We start from the raw sequence: 16,956 nt of genomic DNA, 5'->3' as shown, positions 1-16,956 counted from the left end.
AAATTCAGGGATTATATTGCCGGTTTTGTTATTAGAATTTGGCCGGAAACCGATCCTAGAATGGCCTCACTAAGACGACCAACGCCGGGCTGTGAGATGCTCACCGCCGGCGCGTTACCCAGCGTGAGGAAAACATGGCGCACTCTTTATCATTAAGCGATCGGGCATATCAGGCCATCCGCCGCGACATTCTGACCTGTCGCATGATGCCGGGCGCGCTGGTGACAGAATCTGAACTCATGGAGCGCTATCTGCTGGGAAAAAGCACCTGTCGTCTGGCGCTGGCGCGGCTTAGCCATGAGTTTTTGATTGAGTCCCGGCCGCGTAAAGGCTACCGCATCGCGCCTATCACCCTACAGGATGTGGAGGAAATTTTTACCCTGCGCGCCCAGCTTGAGCCGTTGGCTGCCCGGCTGGCAGTGGGCAAAGTGGATATTGACCTGCTTAAACAGCTGGAAGCTGACTGCCGGGTCGAGGTTGCTGCACCGCTGCCAACGCGTATCGACGTCTTTATGAATGCCAATAAACGTTTTCATCTGGCCATTGCCGGGGCGGCGGGAAACCAGCATTTACTGCGCACGCTTTCGACGCTGATGGATGAAATGTCGCGGCTGGTGGCGCTGGGATTTAATGTCCAGCAAACCAAACCAGAAATTCGCCACGATCATAATGCCATGATCCAGGCTTTCGAAGAGCAGGACCGCAAACGGGTTGAGTTTATCGCCCGGCGGCACATTGAAACCTTTCAGGCGATGACCCTGGAAAAAATTTACGCCACCCTCACCACCGGCGGCACGCTGCTGCCGATACAGAAACGGAGTCCCGGCTTATGAGCGCACAGCTTAACGATTTTCCCGCGCCTGTTGACCCGGTGATCCATCTGGACGGCGTCAGCAAGCAATTTGATGGACAAACGGTGCTGGAGAATATCGCCCTTGATGTCTGGCCCGGCGAAATAGTCGCCCTGCTCGGTGCATCCGGCGGCGGCAAAAGTACCTTACTGAATATTATCTCAGGTCTGTTGCCGGCTGACAGCGGCGCTATCACGCTGCAGGGAGAGGACATTACGCGCTTTAGTCAGTGGCGTCAGGTGGCCTATTTGTTTCAGGAGGATCGCCTTTTGCCGTGGCGCACGGTTCATCAGAACGTTAACTTTGCGCTGGAAAACAGCAGGCTTACGCGTCAGGTACGCCGTCAGCGGGTTGACGACGCGTTACGGCTGGTCGGCATGGAAAAGGTCGCGGCGAAGTGGCCGCACCAGCTCTCCGGCGGGATGCGCAGCCGTATTGCCCTGGCGCGCAGCCTGGTGGCCGATCCGCAGATATTGTTGATGGACGAACCCTTTTCCCGGCTCGATCCACATACCCGTAGCACCATGCACAGTGAACTGTTGCGCATCTGCGCGCTGAAAAATATGACGGTGGTCATCGTCACGCATGACGTTGAAGAGGCGGTGATCCTCGCCGACCGGATTGTGATTTTGCAGCCCAATCCGGGGCGCATCAAACAGAGCGTCACCCTCGCATTACCGCGTCCACGGCTGCCCACCGGGCGCGATGTCGCGGAAAAAGTGCGCCTGCTGCGCCTGGAGGTATAGATGAACTGGCTGCGTAAAAGACGCTCGTTGATCGTTCAACGCCTGGTGCTGCTGGGGATCTTCTTTCTGGCCTGGATGCTGGCCGCGCACAATATGCCTGCGTTTGTCCTGCCGGGGCCGCAAAAAACGTTTCAGGCGCTGCTGGCACTGTGGCAAAACGATACTCTGTTGCAGGATGTAAGCGTGACGTTCTCGCGAGTGCTCAGCGGCTTTCTGCTGGCGACACTGGTGGGTACTCTCGCCGGGCTGGCGCTGGGAGCCAGTCGTCAGCTGGCACAATTTTTTGAGCCGCTGCTGGCGGTGTTCAATACGGTCTCCTCGGCGATCTGGGCGATTTTCGCCATTATCTGGTTTGGCATCTCTAATGCAACCACGGTTTTTGTGGTGTTCATGACCGCCATGCCGCTGATCCTGACCAACGTCTGGCAGGGGGCGCAAACCGTTGAGCGGCACTATGTCGAACTGGCACAGAGCTTTCGCATGAGCCGCCTGCAAACGCTCGGCAAAATCTACCTGCCGACCATTTTGCCGTACTTCTTCTCGGGCGCGCGGCTGGCCTTCGGCTTTGGCTGGCGCGTGTCGCTGGTGGCCGAAACCCTTGGCGCGTCGGATGGCATCGGCTATCGCCTGCGTCAGGCCGGGGATCTGGTGCAAACCGATCAGGTTTTCGCCTGGACGCTATTGCTTGTCTCACTGATGCTGCTGCTGGAAGGCGGGGTACTTAAGCCGCTGGAGCGTCATCTTTTTCGCTGGAAATCATCGACACAGGACTAACAGTATGAAAAACGGGTTAAAGGCGGCTATCCTGGCTGCCGGGGCGCTCTTTGCCCTGAACACAGCAGCCGCTGACAAAGTGCGTATTGGTTACTGGAGCAGTGGTGTCAGCCTCGGCTACGGTACCGTACTGGAAAATAAAGACTTTTTAGCTAAACGCGGCATTGACGCCGAGTTTGTTCATTTCCCGGATGTGAATGCGCCGATCAAAGCACTGGCGTCAGGCTCTATCGATCTGGCCTTTGGTGCGCCGCTGGCGGGAGTGTTTAGCAGTAGCGCGCAGGGGGTGCCAATCCAGATTTTTGCCGCCACGCAGCCTGCGGATGTGCAATTTGTCGTGCCGAAAGGATCGCCGATTACCTCGCTCGATCAGCTTAAGGGCAAGAAGATCGGCATGTCGCCCGCTGGCTCCTCGGTGGCGGTTATCGCCTCCACGCTATTGCAGAACAATAACCACATCGACGCCAGCGATTTCCAGCTTATTGGCGGCAATGAGTCGCGGCTGGCGCAGTTCCTGGTGCAAAAGCAGGTGGATGCGGCAGCATTGCGCTCGCTAACCATCGCCCAGCTCAACGAGCTAAACGTGACGTCGCTCGGCAGCTTTGCCGACGAGTGGAAAAAATTAACGCATAGCGAAGCGGTGCCGTACATCGGCGTCGGGGCGGTGCGCAGCGAGCTGATTGAAAAGCACCCGCAGACCGTCGCCCGCGTCATCGCCGCGCTGCGTGACACCCTGGCATGGGGCAAAACTCACCCGCAGGAGGTGGTTGAGCTGCTGCAAAAAAATGCCAATCTGCCAAAGCATGATGCCGAAGTCTATTTCAGCCGCTGGGACAGTATGAACCGCCTTACGTTTGAGCCTGAGGATATCGACACCCTCAAGCGCCAGCACCAGGTCTTCGTCGCCAGCGGCACGGTAAAGGGCGACGTGCCCGACAACCTGTATAACGACTCCGCCTATCGCGCGGCCAAATCCATTCAATAAACGGAGATCACCGTGAGCCATACCATGAAAGCATTACAGCTCAATCAGCACGGCAGCCTCGACAATCTGTCGGTCGTAACCGATAAGCCCCGGCCAGTGCTACAGGCCGGACATGTCATTGTGCGGGTTAAAGCCTCCTCATTTAACTATCACGATGTGTTTACCGTTAACGGTATGCCAGGCATTAAAGTGCCGCTGCCGGTGGTGCCAGGCCTGGATCTGGCCGGCGTTATTGATGACGTTGCCGATGACGTCAGCGGCTGGACCCCGGGGGACAGGGTACTAGTTAATCCGTTAAAACCCGGCGTCGGGCTGATGGGTGAAATGACCGACGGCGGCATGGCCGAGTATGCGCTGGTTGAGGCGGCACAGCTTATTGCCCTGCCTGACGGCGTAAGTTTTGCTCAGGCTGCCGCACTGCCCGTGGCTTACGGGACTGCGCACCGGATGCTGTTTACCCATAACACCATTAAACCCGGCGATCGGGTGCTGATCCTCGGAGCCAGCGGCGGCGTCGGGAGCGCCTGCGTGGTGCTGGCCAAAAAATTGGGAGCAGAAGTGATTGCCTGCGCAGGCAGCGCGGAAAAAGCAGAGGCATTGCGCAATTTGGGCGCTGACTGGGTGGTGAACTACCGGGAGGAGGACTTCTCGCGCTGGGCGATAAATCGCTACGGCAAACCGCAGCGCCGCAACTATGAAGGCGGTGTGGATGTGGTGATCAACTTCACCGGCGGCGATACCTGGCGCCCGTCACTTAAATGCCTGAAACGCGGCGGTACGCTTCTGGTGTGTGGTGCCACCGCAGGCTATGACCCGGTGGAAGACCTGCGCTATATCTGGAGTTTTGAACTCACCATCAAAGGGTCTAACAGTTTCTATCAGGACGATTTAGAGGCGCTGCTGCAACTTGTTGCCCGGGGCGTCATCGTGCCGTTAATCGACCGGGAAGTACCGCTGGAGCAGGCGGCAGAAGGATTACGGCTTATCCGCGACCGGGAAGTCCTCGGCAAAGTCATCGTCACCCCTTAAGGAGAAAACACCATGAGCGAAATACTTTTAAACGCTGCACAGGTGCAGGAAAAATTGTTGAAAGGAGCGTATCACCAGTGGCTCGGGCTGGAAGTCGAGGCCGTGGCAGAAGGCGAAATTACGCTGCGCGCCCGTTTTCGTGATGAATGGGTGGTTAACCCGGCGGGTGGCTACATTCACGGCGGCATTCTTGCGGCGCTGGTCGACCTGACCGCCGACTGGGCGCTGGTGGCCTGGACCGGCAAAGGTGTGCCGACGCTGGATATTCGCGTCGATTATCACCGCGCCGCGCGTGGCGATCTGCGCATTACAGGCAAAGTGATTAAAGTGGGTAAGCAGGTATCCAGCGCAGAAGCCTGGGTCTATGACGCAGAAAACCGGCTGGTGGCCAGCGGTCGCGGCCTGTACGCCATGCCTGCGGCATAGGGAGACATTATGCCGCTGACGCTCGATCATCTGGTCATCAATAATCATTTTGAGCTGACCATTGCCCGCGAGGCGTTTACCGCCCTCGGATTTACCCTCACGCCGGAAAGCCATCATTCGCTGGGCTCGCTGAATCAGCTGATTATGTTCAGCGATCATTATCTTGAGCTGATTGGTCTCCCGGGTGACGGGAGTCGGGTGCGTCAGGAGTTGCTCGACAGCCCACGCGGTATTGACGGCCTGGTGTTTCGCAGCCCAGATGCCTTCGATACCGCGCGGCAGCTGGCCGCGCAGGGGTTTTCAGTCCTGCCGGTACAGCATTTTTCCCGCACCGTTGAGGCTGACGGCGAGCGCGGTGAAGCGCGGTTTAGCACCGTACGCCTGGCGCCTGGCAGCTTTGCGGCCGGGCGGGTTTACTTTTGCCAGCACCATACTCCGCAGTGGCTGTGGCGCGAGCCGTGGCTACAGCACGCCAACGGTGTCAGAGGCATTGAGAGCCTGATTCTGGTAACCGATTCTCCTGATCAGGAACAGCGCGCGTGGCAGCGTGCTGGCACGCTGTCTCCGGGTTTTACGCTGCGCATCATTTCCGGCGAGCAGTGGACGCACTATTCGGCAGGTCTTCCGGGGCTGAACCCGGCGCGTCAGAGCCAGTTTGCGGCGATCGCATTTCGCGGCGGCAATCCGCAGCGGCTTATCCGCGCGGCACAACAGGCTGGACTGCCCCATATTCAGACTGAGGAGCGGCTGCTTATTGCCATTCCGGCTATTCACACTTTACTTGAGTTCAGTCTATGATCCTGACTAATCTTGGTTCGCTATCGTCCACGGTTCGCGCTGTGCAGCAGGCCGCATTTATTCAGCCCGCACATGATAATAATCATGAGTACAGCATAACCTTTGCTGAACTCGACGCCCGCGCGGATGCGGTGGGGGCGGCGCTGTATCAGCAGGGATATCAACCCGGCGAGCGGGTAGCGCTGCTGGGGCGTAATTCGGTTGCCTGGATGATCGCCTTTCTCGGCATCCTGCGCGCCGGGCTGGTGGCGGTGCCTGTCAACATTAAATTCCCGCCGGCAACGCTTGCCGATATTCTCATCGATTGCGATGCCCGGCAGGTTATCGGTGAGCCGGAATTACTGGAGAGCGTAACGTTTGCCGGTCCGCAGTGGACGTTTGACGCGTTAGTCGATCTTCCTGCTGCCGTCGGCTTTATGCCGTTTCAGCCGCAGGCCGACAGCCTCGCAATGCTGCTCTACACCTCCGGCTCCACCGGAATGCCAAAGGGCGTCCGTCTGACCCATGCCAGCCATCGCTGGGTAGTCGAGACCCGGCTGGCAATGAATGAACTGGCCGGCCAGCGAGTACTGATTGCCGCACCGTTTTACCATATGAATGCGCTGGCCCTGGCATTATTGACTCTGGCAAGCGGAGTGACCACCGTTCTGCTACCCCAGTTTCAGGTACGCGATTACATCGCGGCGATTGCCCACTATCGTTGCAGCTGGCTGACCGCCGTTCCGCCGATGATTGCAATGATGATGAAAGAGAAAACGCTGCTGGCACAAAGCGATCTCTCCTCCGTTCGGGTGGTGCGCATGGGGTCGGCCCCGGTTAACGATGGCCTGTTTCAGCAGATCCAGCAAATCTGGCCGCAGGCGCGGATCATTAATGCCTATGGCACGACCGAGGGCGGCCCAATTGTGTTTGGTCCACATCCTGACGGGCTGGTGGCCCCGCAATCTGCAAATGGCTATGCGCATCCGGCGGTCTCTTTACGCCTGCGTGATGAGCACGGTACGCTGACTCATCACGGTGTGCTGGAAATAAAAAGCCCGGCCTTAATGCAGGGCTACCATCAGCGACCTGATATCGCCAGCCCGTTTACCGATGATGGCTACTACCGCAGCGGAGATGTCTTTACCCGTGATGAACAGGGCTTTTACACCTTTGTCGGACGGCAGGACGATATGTTTGTCTGCGGCGGTGAGAATATTTATCCCGGCGAAGTAGAACGGCTGCTTGAGCAGCATCCCGCTGTCCAGCAGGCGTGCGTGGTGGCTATTCCGGATGAAATTAAAGGCAGCAAACCGGTGGCGTGGGTGATCCCCCGCGAGGGCTACCCGGTGCAGCCAGAGGCCATTAAAGCCTGGACATTACAGCACGGCCCGGCGTATTTACACCCTCGTCATATCTGGTTGACCGCATTTTTCCCGCTGGCGGGGACCAACAAAGTGGACCGCCATGCGTTACGCAGACAGGCACTGCAGCAGCTTGCCGGGCAGACGCCGCACCCTGTTTAATCGCTGATCGCTATCGCGAACCTTTCTGCGCCAGCGGCATAGCGGTCATAGCGACGCCTGTTTCAGACGCCTGGCGCCTGGCGCCTGTCCGGTGACACGTTTGAATGCCCGGCTGAAGGCCGCCTGGGAAGTATAACCCAGCCGCTGTGCAACCGTTTCGATCGGCAGTCGATGCTCGGCTAACCACTGGCTGGCAAGGTGCATACGTAATTCAGTGACATAACGTAAAGGGGAAGTGCCAATAGTCGCCTGGAAGCGATCGGCGAAAACCGAGCGTGAGATATGGCATTCCGCCGCCAGTTCGCTGACCGTCCAGCTACGTCCTGGCTCGCGGTGCAGTGCCAGGATAGCCCGTGCCAGTCGGGGATCGCGCAGTGCGGCGACCAGCCCGGACTCATTATCGCAGCCGCATTCCACCCAGCCGCGAACAATCATCGCAGCCACGACATCGGCCAGCCGGGCAAGTATCCCGGCGAAGCCCACGCGTGATGAGCACATCTCCTGCTGCATCGATCCCAGTACCGGAACCAGCCCCGGATAGCGTCCACTGTGAATATCAACCAGCATCATATCGGGCATTAATGGCTCCAGCCCCTGCATCCCGCCCAGGTTAAATTCCATACAGCCGTAGAAAAAGACCGCCCCCGATGCCGGGCTGGCTTTCTGGCAGGTTTTTACTGCATAGACGGTTTCTCCTATTGGCGCAGCATCGAGACTTTCCAGGCAGTGCACAGCGGCGGCAGAATGCGATACCAGCTGATGTTGCGTACCCTTCGGCATAAACACAGCATTTCCAGCGTCAAGCCGATGCAGTTGACCATCGTGCAGGCGTAGTAGAGCCGTGCCGGACGCCAGAAAATGGAAATAGGCACGCCCCGCTTTGGCCGGGAAGTTCAGGCCAAATTCGCTACCGGTCACTACCCGGCGATATTGCACGCCACGCAGACGCATTCCGGTTAATAATTCACTAATTAATGCTGAAGAAAGGGCAAAGGGCGCTTGAGGCTTCATTTCAGGTGTTTGAGTCAAAAATAGCGGGTTTTGCATCATAGACCATCCTGCTTTTAGCCTCCACAATTTTACCTCTCTCACTCTTTTCAGGATTATTACAATGAGCCATACCGTGTGCGACAGCCGTTGCGCCTTAACGGAGCATTCAGCGCCCACTACTCCCGCCTGGCTGGCGGTATTTTCACTGGCGATGGGCGTATTTAGTCTGTTGACCGCAGAATATCTGCCTGCCAGCTTATTATCTCCAATGGCAACAGAATTGGGTGTTTCTGAAGCGTTAACCGGGCAGGCCGTGACTGTGACAGCAGTGGCTGCGCTCTTTGCCGGACTGCTGGTGCCTGGACTAACGCGTAATATCGACCGTCGGACAGTGCTCCTTATTTTCACCGCCTTAATGATTGTATCCAGTTTACTGGTGGCCTGGTCATCCAGCCTGGGCATCTTGTTGCTGATGCGTATCGTATTAGGCGTCGCGCTGGGAGGATTCTGGAGCATGGCCGCTGCGATAGCGATGCGCCTCGTGCCGCTGGCGCTGCTGCCGCGCGCGTTATCGATTATTTTTAGCGGCGTGGCGGTGGGCACTGTAGTTGCCGTGCCGCTTGGCAGTTACATGGGCGGCCTGTTTGGCTGGCGCAGCGCGTTTATCGCGTCCGCCGCGCTGGGCGGGATAACCCTGATAGTCCAGTGGTCCTCGCTTCCTTCGCTGGTGCCCGGTAAACCGGCGCAGCTGAAAACGATTATTGAAGTACTGCGCCGCCGTGGCATTGCGATGGGAATGCTGGCCTGCATACTGGTACACAGCGGGCATTTTGCGCTGTTTACCTACATTCGGCCTTTTCTTGAAACTACCAGCGGGCCGGGTACAAACGGTATTGCGTTGATCCTGTTGGGCTTTGGGGTCGCCAACTTCATCGGGACGCTGCTGACGGGGTCGCTACTTGCACGTAGCGTTCGTGCCACAATGGTCATAATGCCGATGGTGATCGGCGTAACCGCACTGGCGCTGGTATGCCTACCCGCCACGCTACCGCTTCAGGCAGCGCTGATAGCGCTATGGGGGCTGGCGTTTGGAGGCATTCCGGTAGCGTGGTCGAATTGGGTGACCCGGGCAGTACCAGACAGGGCGGAAAGCGCTGGAGGAATGGTCGTGGCATCCGTTCAGTCGGCGATAGCTGCAGGCGCGGCCGGAGGTGGGCTGATGTTTAGCGTCAACGGAATTAGCGGCGTCTTTATTGCGGCAGGGAGCGTTATGCTGCTGGCTGCGCTAGTGATTGGCACAAAAGTACAAAGTAATCCGGCCTCTTCTCAGCCCCGCGAGCGGGCCTCACGTTAGCGTTGACGCCGCGCAGCGTTCTGTTGCGCGGCAATAATCGTGATTACCTCGCATCGCCAATCACGTCGCGGATGCGGGTGGCGATATGATTCACATGGGTTTCCAGCGCGAAATGACCGGTGTCCAGCAGTTCCACCACCGCACGCGGGTTATCACGCTGCCAGGCTTTGGCGCCGGGTGGAATAAAGAACGGATCGTGCTGGCCCCAAATAACCAGCGTGGGAAGCTGTCTGGCGCGGAAAAAAGCCTGAAACTCCGGGTAGCGGGTCAGATTATTGGCATAGTCGAGAAACAGATCCAGCTGAATATCCCTGTTGCCCGGCCGCTCCATTAACAGGGTATCAAGATGCCAGGTTTCCGGGGCCACGCTCTGCGGATCTTTTACGCCGTGCAGATACTGCCAGCGTATCCCTTCCAGATTCAATACTGCATCATTGACGACCTGGCGGTTTTCTGCCGTGGGTGACGCCCAGTATGCGCGGACCGGAGCCCAGGCCTCACCCAGACCCTCAAGATACGCGTTGCCATTTTGTGAGATCAAGCCGCTTACCCGCTCAGGATAATTCAGCGCCAGTCGCAAACCAGCAGGTGCGCCATAATCGAAGATGTACAGCGCGTAGCGTTGCAGATCCAGGGCATCGACAAAGGCCGTCAATGTCTGGCCGAGGGCATCAAACGTGTAACGATAGTGGCGTTCTGGCGGAATTTCGGTAAATCCAAATCCCGGCAAGTCAGGCGCAATCAGATGAAATTTATCTGCCAGCAAAGGAATTAATTGCCGAAATTGATGGGACGAAGCGGCAAAACCATGGACCAGCAGCAGGGTCGGCAGCGTGGGTTCTCCGGCTTCCCGATAAAATACGCGTACGCCATCAGCATCGACAAACTGGTAACGCACGGGGTAATGAATATTCATCGTCATACGATCTTCCTTCTTGTAACTGTTAAATTGCTATTTGAGTGGTTACTTAATGTCAGTATGGGCCAAATAAGTAACCAGTCAAATTATTTTTAAAGGTTACATGCGACCCGGCATCGGCTATTATGCGTTGACGCTTATTGAGCATTGAGGTGAGTTATGACTTCTGAAACCCCGGCGCAGACCGATCGCCAGCCGTTATTTCTGGCGGATCACGCCGCGCTGGATTTTCTTAATACGGTAATGCAGGTGAATGGATCGGCGCACGATCTCTGGCAGTCGGATGAAGATGTCTGGCGCTGGCTGGTAGACGCGAGCCTAATCAGTCCGGATGAAAAAATCATCTGGCCTGCCGGAGCATTACTGAACGATGCCCGGCATCTGCGGGAGATCGTTCGCACGCTGGTGGTGCAAAAAAAATCCGCAAATACGCTGGAGCCACAGGCGCTTAACGCCTGGCTGGCTGCGGTTCCCGCTTACCGGCAACTTGTTGTTGATGACGAGGGTATCGGGCGCAGCACAACGGTTTATGCCAGTCATAGCCCAACCCGGCTGCTGGCAGCCGTCGCCGGACTGGCGGTGACGTTGCTTATCGACCCGCATGTTGAGCTGATCCGCACCTGCGAACATCCTGATTGCACATTATGGTTTTACGATCGCACCAAATCACATCGCCGTCGCTGGTGCAGTATGGCGCTGTGCGGCAATCGGGCAAAAGTCGCCCGTTTTCGTCAACAGCAAAGATAGTGGCCGGAGCAATGCTTAACAGCGACTACACTCACAGGGTGTGGCTAACGACGGAGAGCAACGATGCCCGATCAACATCACCGGACAGTAACACCGCAGACCCAGTTTTTTATTGCCCATGACTGGGTGCCCAATCATCCCCGTCTGCCGGTACTGATTTATCCGCGCGTGGAGCCAGAAGGGGATAGCGCCGGTGCGCTGGAACGCCGCTTTGCCGACAACGGCTGGCCACCCGCCTGGCGAGATGGCGTATTCGATTATCATCATTACCACTCAACGGCTCATGAAGTATTGGGCATTGCTGCCGGGACGGCACGCCTGCTACTGGGCGGCCCGGGTGGGAAAGCATTTGATGTGCGACAAGGCGATGTCATCCTGCTGCCCGCGGGCACCGGGCATTGCCGGATATCCGCCTCGACTGATTTTCTGGTGGTGGGCGCGTATCCTGTGGGGCAGAAGCCGGATCTCTGCCAGCAGGCGGCGACCGAAGAGATGCTGGCGCGCATTGCGGCGCTAGCGTGGCCGGCGCGCGATCCGGTTAATGGCGATGTCATGCGCGCAGGATGATCCCGCCTGCCTTTTTTTGCGGGCCGCCAGTCGCTGACGTGCCCGGTTAAGATCGGCGAGCGTGTCAACGTCATGAATAATACCAACATCATGACAGGTTATATCCCGGACTTTTCCTGCTGCTCTCGCCGCGCGAACAATTGCCGCCGCGCCGGTATCGGCGTTCAGGGCGCTGAGCGCGACCAGATGCTCGCGGCCAAACGCCACCGGATGCCCGTGCTGTTGACGAAAGTGAGGTACCACCACTGAGTGCCCGCCCAGCGCACCGGCGACCCGTTGCAGGGTTCGCGGGCGGATCAGCGGAAGATCGCCGGGCAAAATTAGCCAGCCTGATGCGTCGGCCGTGGCGCGAACCCCTGCGGCTATTGAAGCACCTATTCCGGCAGTTCCGCCTTCAGGACGTACCAGATACCCGCGCAGCCCGGCGTTATCCACCGCGTCCAGCACATGCTGCAACACGGTTCGCCCCGCAAGTAACGTATCGAGCTTATGGCATTCGCCTCCCGAGGCCAGAAAGCGGGTGCCCTGACCAGCAGCAAGGATAATCACCGTTGGCATAAATAATTATCCAGCATTCTCGTTCGGGCAGCGGCCACGTCTGCCAGCACCGAGAGGGCCAGCGAACCGGCATCGCGGGCTTTGGGGAAAAGACCAATGGGGGCGTTGATCCGCGCAATCACCTGCGGCGAGTAGCCCAGCGCCAGTAGCCTTTCTGTACGCCGCTGGTGAGTCCGTTCGCTGCCCAGCGCGCCAATATAAAACGGGGTGGCGTGCAGCGCCGCATCCAGAAACGGCAGCTCCTGATGCAGGTCGTGATACAGCAGGACCACCGCGGTGTCATCATCAATCAGTCCGGCAACACTGGCGGGGCGAAGACCCTCGCCGGTGTATATTTCATACCCGGCAGCCTGGGCAATGCTGACGGTAATATCAAGCGCGGCGGGGCGACCCGCCATGACAACCCGGGGGCGAGGGCGATAACCAATTTGATACCCCGACTCAGTATACCCGGTTGTTATCGCCTCAGGCAGGGCGGTAAAGCCAGCATGCTCAGGGTGCCAGGACAAGCCCGCTGGCCGGCGCTGCTCCAGCGCGTTAAGCACTGAGAGCAGGGGCTGTACTGAAGAGATCTGCCGGATGTGCAGGGTAATACCGCCCCCGCACGGCAGGACGATATCCATATATGGCGAACCCTCACCATACAGAACATCGCGATCGCGACCGCTACGAAGCACCTCCAGCGCTTCGCAGGCCGCCGCCGCCTCAATGCAGCCGCCGGACCCCACCCCGCAATACTGCCCGTCTCCCCGGACCGCCATTTGCGCCCCGAGCGGTCGCGACGAGCCGCCGCGGATGGCCGTTAAGGTAACCAGTGCGGCGGCCATGCCGGCGTGCAGCGCCTCGGCGGCGAACCGCAGGATCACCTGCGGTTCGTCTGACTGAAATGCCGGGCGCGGCGTACATGGAACCGGTATAGCGGTGATAGATTGCAGCACGGTATCATCCTTTTTGCGGCGGTTCAGGCATCTCTGCCAGCAGTTTATCGAGCGTGACCGGATATTCCCGCACTCGTACGCCAGTCGCGTTATAAATGGCATTGGCAATAGCCGCCCCGACGCCGCACAGACCCAGTTCACCAACGCCTTTGGCTTTCATTGGCGAAGACACAGGATCAGTTTCATCAAGGAAAATCACCTCCTGCTCACCGATATCGGCATGGACCGGCACCTCATAAGCCGCCAGATCGTGATTCACAAAATAGCCGCGCCGGGTATCCACCACCAGTTCTTCCATGAGTGCTGCGCCCACGCCCATAGTCATCGCGCCAATGACCTGGCTACGTGCAGTTTTAGGATTCAGAATGCGTCCCGCTGCGCACACCGCCAGCATCCGGCGAATACGCACTTCAGCGGTGAACCTATCAACGCCCACCTCGACAAAATGCCCGGCGAAGGTGGACTGCTGGAACTGCTTATCCAGATTGCCGAATTCAATAGAATCCTCAGCGGTTAGTCTGCCCTCACGCGCGGCATCGGTCAGCGGCAGACGTTGTCCACCGGCTATCACTTCACCCTCGCTAAAATCGGCGTCGGCAGGATCAATACCGAGTTTTTGGGCGATCTGTTCACGCAGCTTAACGCAGGCCGCATATACGCCTGCGGTGGACGTATTCGCTCCCCACTGGCCACCGGAGCCTGCCGATACCGGGAAATCGGAGTCGCCAAGTTTAACGACAACGTTCTCCAGCGGCACGCCGAGCATCTCTGCGGCGGTCTGACCAATAATGGTATAGCTGCCGGTGCCGATGTCGGTCATATCGGTTTCGACCGTCACCGTGCCGTCTGGATCCAGATGTACACGCGCACCTGAGGTATCGACCATGTTATTTCGCAGCGCCGCCGCGACGCCCATACCGACCAGCCAGCGCCCGTCTCGAACCTGAGCGGGTTGGGCAACGCGCTTTTGCCAGCCAAATCGCTCAGCGCCTTCCCGCAGGCAGGCGGCCAGCTGACGACAGGAGAAAAAGCGCTCCGGCTGGGTAGGGTCAACCTGGGTGTCATTAAGAATACGAAATTCAACCGGGTCGATTCCCGCTTTTTCCGCTATCTCATCAATGGCCACTTCCAGCGCCAGCAGGCCTGCCGCCTCCCCGGGCGCGCGCATGGCATTCCCCTCGGGCAGGTCAAGCTCTGCCAGCCGCAGGCCGGTCAGGCGATGTTGCCCGGCATACAGCAGATTGGTTTGTTGCACCGCCGTTTCCGGCGTACCGCCCGGCAGGTTGCCGGACCAGCTAATATGCGAGATGGCTGAAATATGGCCAGCGGTATCGGTACCGATACGTATATGCTGGATTGTCGCCGGGCGATGGGTAGTATTATTGGCGATCAGCGGGCGTTGCAGCATCACTTTCACCGGACGCTGAAGGGCTTTTGCACCCAGCGCCGCCAGTAGCGCATCGCTGCGTAAAAACAGCTTGCTGCCGAAACCACCGCCGATATACGGGGAGTAGATCCGTATCTGTTCTGGTTCAATTTTTAGCGTCGCCGCCAGCTCTTTACGACACCAGGCAATCATCTGATTAGACGTCCACAACGTGACGTTGTCACCGTTCCATACGGCCATTGAGGCGTGAGGCTCCATCGCAAAATGCGACTGGTCAGGCGTGGTGTACACCGCATCCAGCTGGACAGGCGCGGCAGCAAAGGCGCTGGCAAAATTGCCGGTAATATTATCGGGCGTGTCCTCCGGCGGCTCTGTAACCGCGGGTTTCGCTTTTGCCAAATCGAACGCGCCATCTTCGGCGTCATACTCCACCTCTACCAGACTGGCGGCGGCGCGTGCCTGTTCGAACGTTTCAGCAACCACCAGGGCAATAGCCTGATGGTAATGCTCAATCTTTGGCCCCCCGAGCAGCATGGCAGTATTCATCTCGCCTTTACCGAGCGGTCCGGCGTTTTCAGCGGTAACAATAGTCAATACGCCGGGTGCGCGGCTGGCTGCCGCCGTATCAAAAGCCTTAATTTTCCCTTTGGCAATCGCTGAACCGACCACGTAGCCATAGGCAACATTGTCGACTTCCTGATGCCACTCATAGGCGTAGTGCGCTGAGCCGGTTGTTTTTAGCGGGCCGTCAATTCGGTCCCGGGGCTGGCCCACGACTTTCTGACGATCGATGGGGTTAGCGGTAGCTGGTTTATCAAATTTCATGGGATTATCCTCTCGCTTCCGCCAGGACCGAGGCGAGCGTACGCTCAGCCAGAGTCAATTTAAACTGATTCTCAGCCGTCGGTCGGGCATCTTTAAACAGTTGCTGACAGACCGCCTGCGCGCCGTTGGGCAGCTCGGCGTCGGCTTCTGCTTTACGCCACGGCTGGTGCGCCACGCCGCCCAGCGCGACACTTCCGCGCCCATCGGGATGAATAATCGCCGCCACGGAAATCAGCGCAAAAGCGTAGGATGCCCGATCGCGCACCTTGCGATAAAGCTGTACGCCGCCTGCCGGCGGGGGCAGGGTGACGGCGGTGATCAGTTCACCAGGCTGAAGCCGGGTTTCCAGATGTGGCGTATCGCCGGGGGCGCGATAAAACTCAGCCAGCGGAATACGGCGTTCGCTGCCGTCGGGTTGGATGGTTTCCACTACGGCATCCAGCACGCGCATGGCGACGGCCATATCGCTGGGGTGGGTAGCGATGCACTGTTCGCTGGCCCCGACAACCGCCAGCTGGCGGCTGTAACCGTCAAGCGCTGAACATCCGCTGCCCGGCTGGCGTTTGTTACAGGGCTGATTGGTATCGTAAAAATAGGCGCAGCGGGTGCGCTGGAGCAGATTTCCACCGGTGGTCGCCTGGTTACGCAGCTGTCCGGAAGCGCCGGCCAGCAGCGCGCGCGTCAGGACCGCATAATCACGGCGCACGCGAAGATCGGCTGCCAGATCGGTATTGCGTACCAGCGCGCCAATGCGCAGTCCGCCTTCCTCCGTCGCCTCAATCTGGTCGAGCGCCAGGCCGTTAACATCAATCAGATGAGCCGGCGTTTCAATTTCAAGCTTCATTAAATCTAACAAATTGGTGCCACCGGCGATAAATCGTGCGCCTGGATGTTGTGCAGCGCTGCTTGCCGCCCCGGTCAGGGTGGTAGCACGTTCATAGCTAAAGGATTTCATTTAACATCCCTCCCGGCGGCTTCATTGATGGCGGCAAGGATGTTGCGGTAAGCGCCACAGCGACAGATATTGCCGCTCATCCGCTCGCGGACTTCTTCTTCCGTCAGGCTGGACGGTGCCAGTAAATCTCCGGTAACGTGGCTGGGAATACCGGCTTCAATCTCTTTCAACATGGCGATGGAAGAGCAAATTTGCCCGGAGGTACAGTAGCCGCACTGAAAGCCATCGTGTTTCACAAACGCGGTCTGCATCGGATGCAGATTATCCGGCGTGCCGAGTCCTTCAATGGTGGTAATGTCGGCATCCTGATGCATGACAGCCAGCGTCAGACAGGCATTGATCCGCCGTCCGTTAACCAGCGTTGTACAGGCACCGCACTGCCCGTGATCGCAGCCTTTCTTGGTACCGGTCAGATGCAGATGTTCGCGCAGGGCGTCCAGCAGCGTTGTACGAGTATCGATATCCAGTTCGTGCTTTTTACCGTTGACGGTGAACTTCAGGTGCGCCATTTCAACTGACGGTATAACGTCAGTGGCGGCGGACGATTGCTTACACATTAAGATTCTCCAGTATTCAGGGAGCAAAAACCAAACGACACAAGG

General features: G+C 58.2%; 18 protein-coding genes. 11 read left to right on the top strand and 7 right to left on the bottom strand.

Annotated elements, in window-relative coordinates:
* Positions 1–134: 134 nt before the first annotated feature.
* From AC791_RS13170 to AC791_RS13135, 8 genes are read left to right on the top strand one after another with little or no spacing between them, the layout of a single operon-like run.
* A complete protein-coding gene (locus AC791_RS13170; RefSeq protein WP_049840872.1) occupies positions 135–833 on the top strand; it encodes a GntR family transcriptional regulator in 699 nt (232 codons plus the stop codon).
* Positions 830–1,597, top strand: coding sequence for an ABC transporter ATP-binding protein (locus AC791_RS13165; RefSeq protein WP_049840871.1), 768 nt, complete (start codon positions 830–832; stop codon positions 1,595–1,597). Before AC791_RS13170 ends, AC791_RS13165 begins: the two co-directional genes overlap by 4 nt.
* On the top strand, positions 1,598–2,371 hold the full coding sequence (locus tag AC791_RS13160) for an ABC transporter permease (protein ID WP_049840870.1): 774 nt from the start codon (positions 1,598–1,600) through the stop codon (positions 2,369–2,371).
* 4 nt (positions 2,372–2,375) lie between these two features.
* A complete protein-coding gene (locus tag AC791_RS13155; protein WP_049840869.1) occupies positions 2,376–3,356 on the top strand; it encodes an ABC transporter substrate-binding protein in 981 nt (326 codons plus the stop codon).
* A 12-nt stretch (positions 3,357–3,368) separates the two neighbouring features.
* A complete protein-coding gene (locus AC791_RS13150; RefSeq protein ID WP_049840868.1) occupies positions 3,369–4,385 on the top strand; it encodes a zinc-binding dehydrogenase in 1,017 nt (338 codons plus the stop codon).
* Positions 4,386–4,397: 12 nt separating this feature from the next.
* Positions 4,398–4,811: a PaaI family thioesterase gene (locus AC791_RS13145; RefSeq protein WP_049840867.1), complete on the top strand. Its 414-nt coding sequence runs from the start codon at positions 4,398–4,400 to the stop codon at positions 4,809–4,811.
* Positions 4,812–4,820: 9 nt separating this feature from the next.
* Complete coding sequence (locus AC791_RS13140) at positions 4,821–5,609, top strand: VOC family protein (protein ID WP_049840866.1); 789 nt, start codon at positions 4,821–4,823, stop codon at positions 5,607–5,609.
* Complete coding sequence (locus AC791_RS13135) at positions 5,606–7,114, top strand: class I adenylate-forming enzyme family protein (RefSeq protein ID WP_049840865.1); 1,509 nt, start codon at positions 5,606–5,608, stop codon at positions 7,112–7,114. Before AC791_RS13140 ends, AC791_RS13135 begins: the two co-directional genes overlap by 4 nt.
* A gap of 45 nt (positions 7,115–7,159) precedes the next feature.
* Here AC791_RS13135 and AC791_RS13130 read toward each other — a convergent pair whose 3' ends face one another.
* Positions 7,160–8,164 (bottom strand): AraC family transcriptional regulator, encoded by a 1,005-nt coding sequence (locus tag AC791_RS13130; protein ID WP_049840864.1) that lies wholly within the window; start codon positions 8,162–8,164, stop codon positions 7,160–7,162.
* 61 nt (positions 8,165–8,225) lie between these two features.
* On the opposite strand from AC791_RS13130, the gene AC791_RS13125 reads away from it, so the two are divergent.
* On the top strand, positions 8,226–9,458 hold the full coding sequence (locus AC791_RS13125) for an MFS transporter (RefSeq protein WP_049840863.1): 1,233 nt from the start codon (positions 8,226–8,228) through the stop codon (positions 9,456–9,458).
* Positions 9,459–9,501: 43 nt separating this feature from the next.
* Here AC791_RS13125 and AC791_RS13120 read toward each other — a convergent pair whose 3' ends face one another.
* Positions 9,502–10,380: an alpha/beta fold hydrolase gene (locus AC791_RS13120; RefSeq protein WP_049840862.1), complete on the bottom strand. Its 879-nt coding sequence runs from the start codon at positions 10,378–10,380 to the stop codon at positions 9,502–9,504.
* Positions 10,381–10,536: 156 nt separating this feature from the next.
* On the opposite strand from AC791_RS13120, the gene AC791_RS13115 reads away from it, so the two are divergent.
* Both AC791_RS13115 and AC791_RS13110 read left to right on the top strand, forming a co-directional pair.
* Positions 10,537–11,124, top strand: a complete 588-nt coding sequence (locus tag AC791_RS13115) for a CGNR zinc finger domain-containing protein (RefSeq protein ID WP_049840861.1) — start codon at positions 10,537–10,539, stop codon at positions 11,122–11,124.
* 63 nt (positions 11,125–11,187) lie between these two features.
* Positions 11,188–11,691 carry a cupin domain-containing protein gene (locus AC791_RS13110; RefSeq protein WP_049840860.1) on the top strand — a complete coding sequence of 168 codons (504 nt, stop codon included), beginning with the start codon at positions 11,188–11,190 and terminating at the stop codon, positions 11,689–11,691.
* Here AC791_RS13110 and AC791_RS13105 read toward each other — a convergent pair.
* Genes AC791_RS13105 through paoA form a run of 5 tightly spaced genes read right to left on the bottom strand, consistent with a single transcriptional unit; the run spans position 11,638 to position 16,911 of the window.
* The gene (locus AC791_RS13105; protein ID WP_072094354.1) at positions 11,638–12,249 is read right to left on the bottom strand and encodes a nucleotidyltransferase family protein; all 612 of its coding nucleotides are present in this window, start codon (positions 12,247–12,249) and stop codon (positions 11,638–11,640) included. The genes AC791_RS13110 and AC791_RS13105 overlap by 54 nt on opposite strands.
* Complete coding sequence (locus AC791_RS13100) at positions 12,237–13,187, bottom strand: XdhC family protein (RefSeq protein WP_049840859.1); 951 nt, start codon at positions 13,185–13,187, stop codon at positions 12,237–12,239. Before AC791_RS13100 ends, AC791_RS13105 begins: the two co-directional genes overlap by 13 nt.
* A gap of 4 nt (positions 13,188–13,191) precedes the next feature.
* On the bottom strand, positions 13,192–15,399 hold the full coding sequence (gene paoC, locus AC791_RS13095; RefSeq protein ID WP_049840858.1) for an aldehyde oxidoreductase molybdenum-binding subunit PaoC: 2,208 nt from the start codon (positions 15,397–15,399) through the stop codon (positions 13,192–13,194).
* 4 nt (positions 15,400–15,403) lie between these two features.
* Positions 15,404–16,354 (bottom strand): FAD binding domain-containing protein, encoded by a 951-nt coding sequence (locus tag AC791_RS13090; RefSeq protein ID WP_049840857.1) that lies wholly within the window; start codon positions 16,352–16,354, stop codon positions 15,404–15,406.
* Positions 16,351–16,911, bottom strand: coding sequence for an aldehyde dehydrogenase iron-sulfur subunit PaoA (gene paoA / locus AC791_RS13085; RefSeq protein ID WP_049840856.1), 561 nt, complete (start codon positions 16,909–16,911; stop codon positions 16,351–16,353). Before paoA ends, AC791_RS13090 begins: the two co-directional genes overlap by 4 nt.
* Between the last annotated feature and the right edge of the window lie 45 nt (positions 16,912–16,956).

This window comes from Klebsiella sp. RIT-PI-d (assembly GCF_001187865.1).
GTDB lineage: Bacteria > Pseudomonadota > Gammaproteobacteria > Enterobacterales > Enterobacteriaceae > Superficieibacter.
The sequence above is the reverse complement of the archived record's forward strand: the minus strand, read 5'-3'. Positions and strand labels throughout refer to the sequence as shown.

What these genes read in the sequence shown, in the direction of transcription:
- AC791_RS13170 (WP_049840872.1), top strand. Translation starts at nt 135, where the DNA reads ATGGCGCACTCTTTATCATTAAGCGATCGGGCATATCAGGCCATCCGC.
- AC791_RS13165 (WP_049840871.1), top strand. Translation starts at nt 830, where the DNA reads ATGAGCGCACAGCTTAACGATTTTCCCGCGCCTGTTGACCCGGTGATC.
- AC791_RS13160 (WP_049840870.1), top strand. Translation starts at nt 1,598, where the DNA reads ATGAACTGGCTGCGTAAAAGACGCTCGTTGATCGTTCAACGCCTGGTG.
- AC791_RS13155 (WP_049840869.1), top strand. Translation starts at nt 2,376, where the DNA reads ATGAAAAACGGGTTAAAGGCGGCTATCCTGGCTGCCGGGGCGCTCTTT.
- AC791_RS13145 (WP_049840867.1), top strand. Translation starts at nt 4,398, where the DNA reads ATGAGCGAAATACTTTTAAACGCTGCACAGGTGCAGGAAAAATTGTTG.
- AC791_RS13140 (WP_049840866.1), top strand. Translation starts at nt 4,821, where the DNA reads ATGCCGCTGACGCTCGATCATCTGGTCATCAATAATCATTTTGAGCTG.
- AC791_RS13135 (WP_049840865.1), top strand. Translation starts at nt 5,606, where the DNA reads ATGATCCTGACTAATCTTGGTTCGCTATCGTCCACGGTTCGCGCTGTG.
- AC791_RS13130 (WP_049840864.1), bottom strand. Translation starts at nt 8,164, where the DNA reads ATGATGCAAAACCCGCTATTTTTGACTCAAACACCTGAAATGAAGCCT.
- AC791_RS13125 (WP_049840863.1), top strand. Translation starts at nt 8,226, where the DNA reads ATGAGCCATACCGTGTGCGACAGCCGTTGCGCCTTAACGGAGCATTCA.
- AC791_RS13120 (WP_049840862.1), bottom strand. Translation starts at nt 10,380, where the DNA reads ATGACGATGAATATTCATTACCCCGTGCGTTACCAGTTTGTCGATGCT.
- AC791_RS13115 (WP_049840861.1), top strand. Translation starts at nt 10,537, where the DNA reads ATGACTTCTGAAACCCCGGCGCAGACCGATCGCCAGCCGTTATTTCTG.
- AC791_RS13110 (WP_049840860.1), top strand. Translation starts at nt 11,188, where the DNA reads ATGCCCGATCAACATCACCGGACAGTAACACCGCAGACCCAGTTTTTT.
- AC791_RS13105 (WP_072094354.1), bottom strand. Translation starts at nt 12,249, where the DNA reads ATGCCAACGGTGATTATCCTTGCTGCTGGTCAGGGCACCCGCTTTCTG.
- paoC (WP_049840858.1), bottom strand. Translation starts at nt 15,399, where the DNA reads ATGAAATTTGATAAACCAGCTACCGCTAACCCCATCGATCGTCAGAAA.
- AC791_RS13090 (WP_049840857.1), bottom strand. Translation starts at nt 16,354, where the DNA reads ATGAAATCCTTTAGCTATGAACGTGCTACCACCCTGACCGGGGCGGCA.
- paoA (WP_049840856.1), bottom strand. Translation starts at nt 16,911, where the DNA reads ATGTGTAAGCAATCGTCCGCCGCCACTGACGTTATACCGTCAGTTGAA.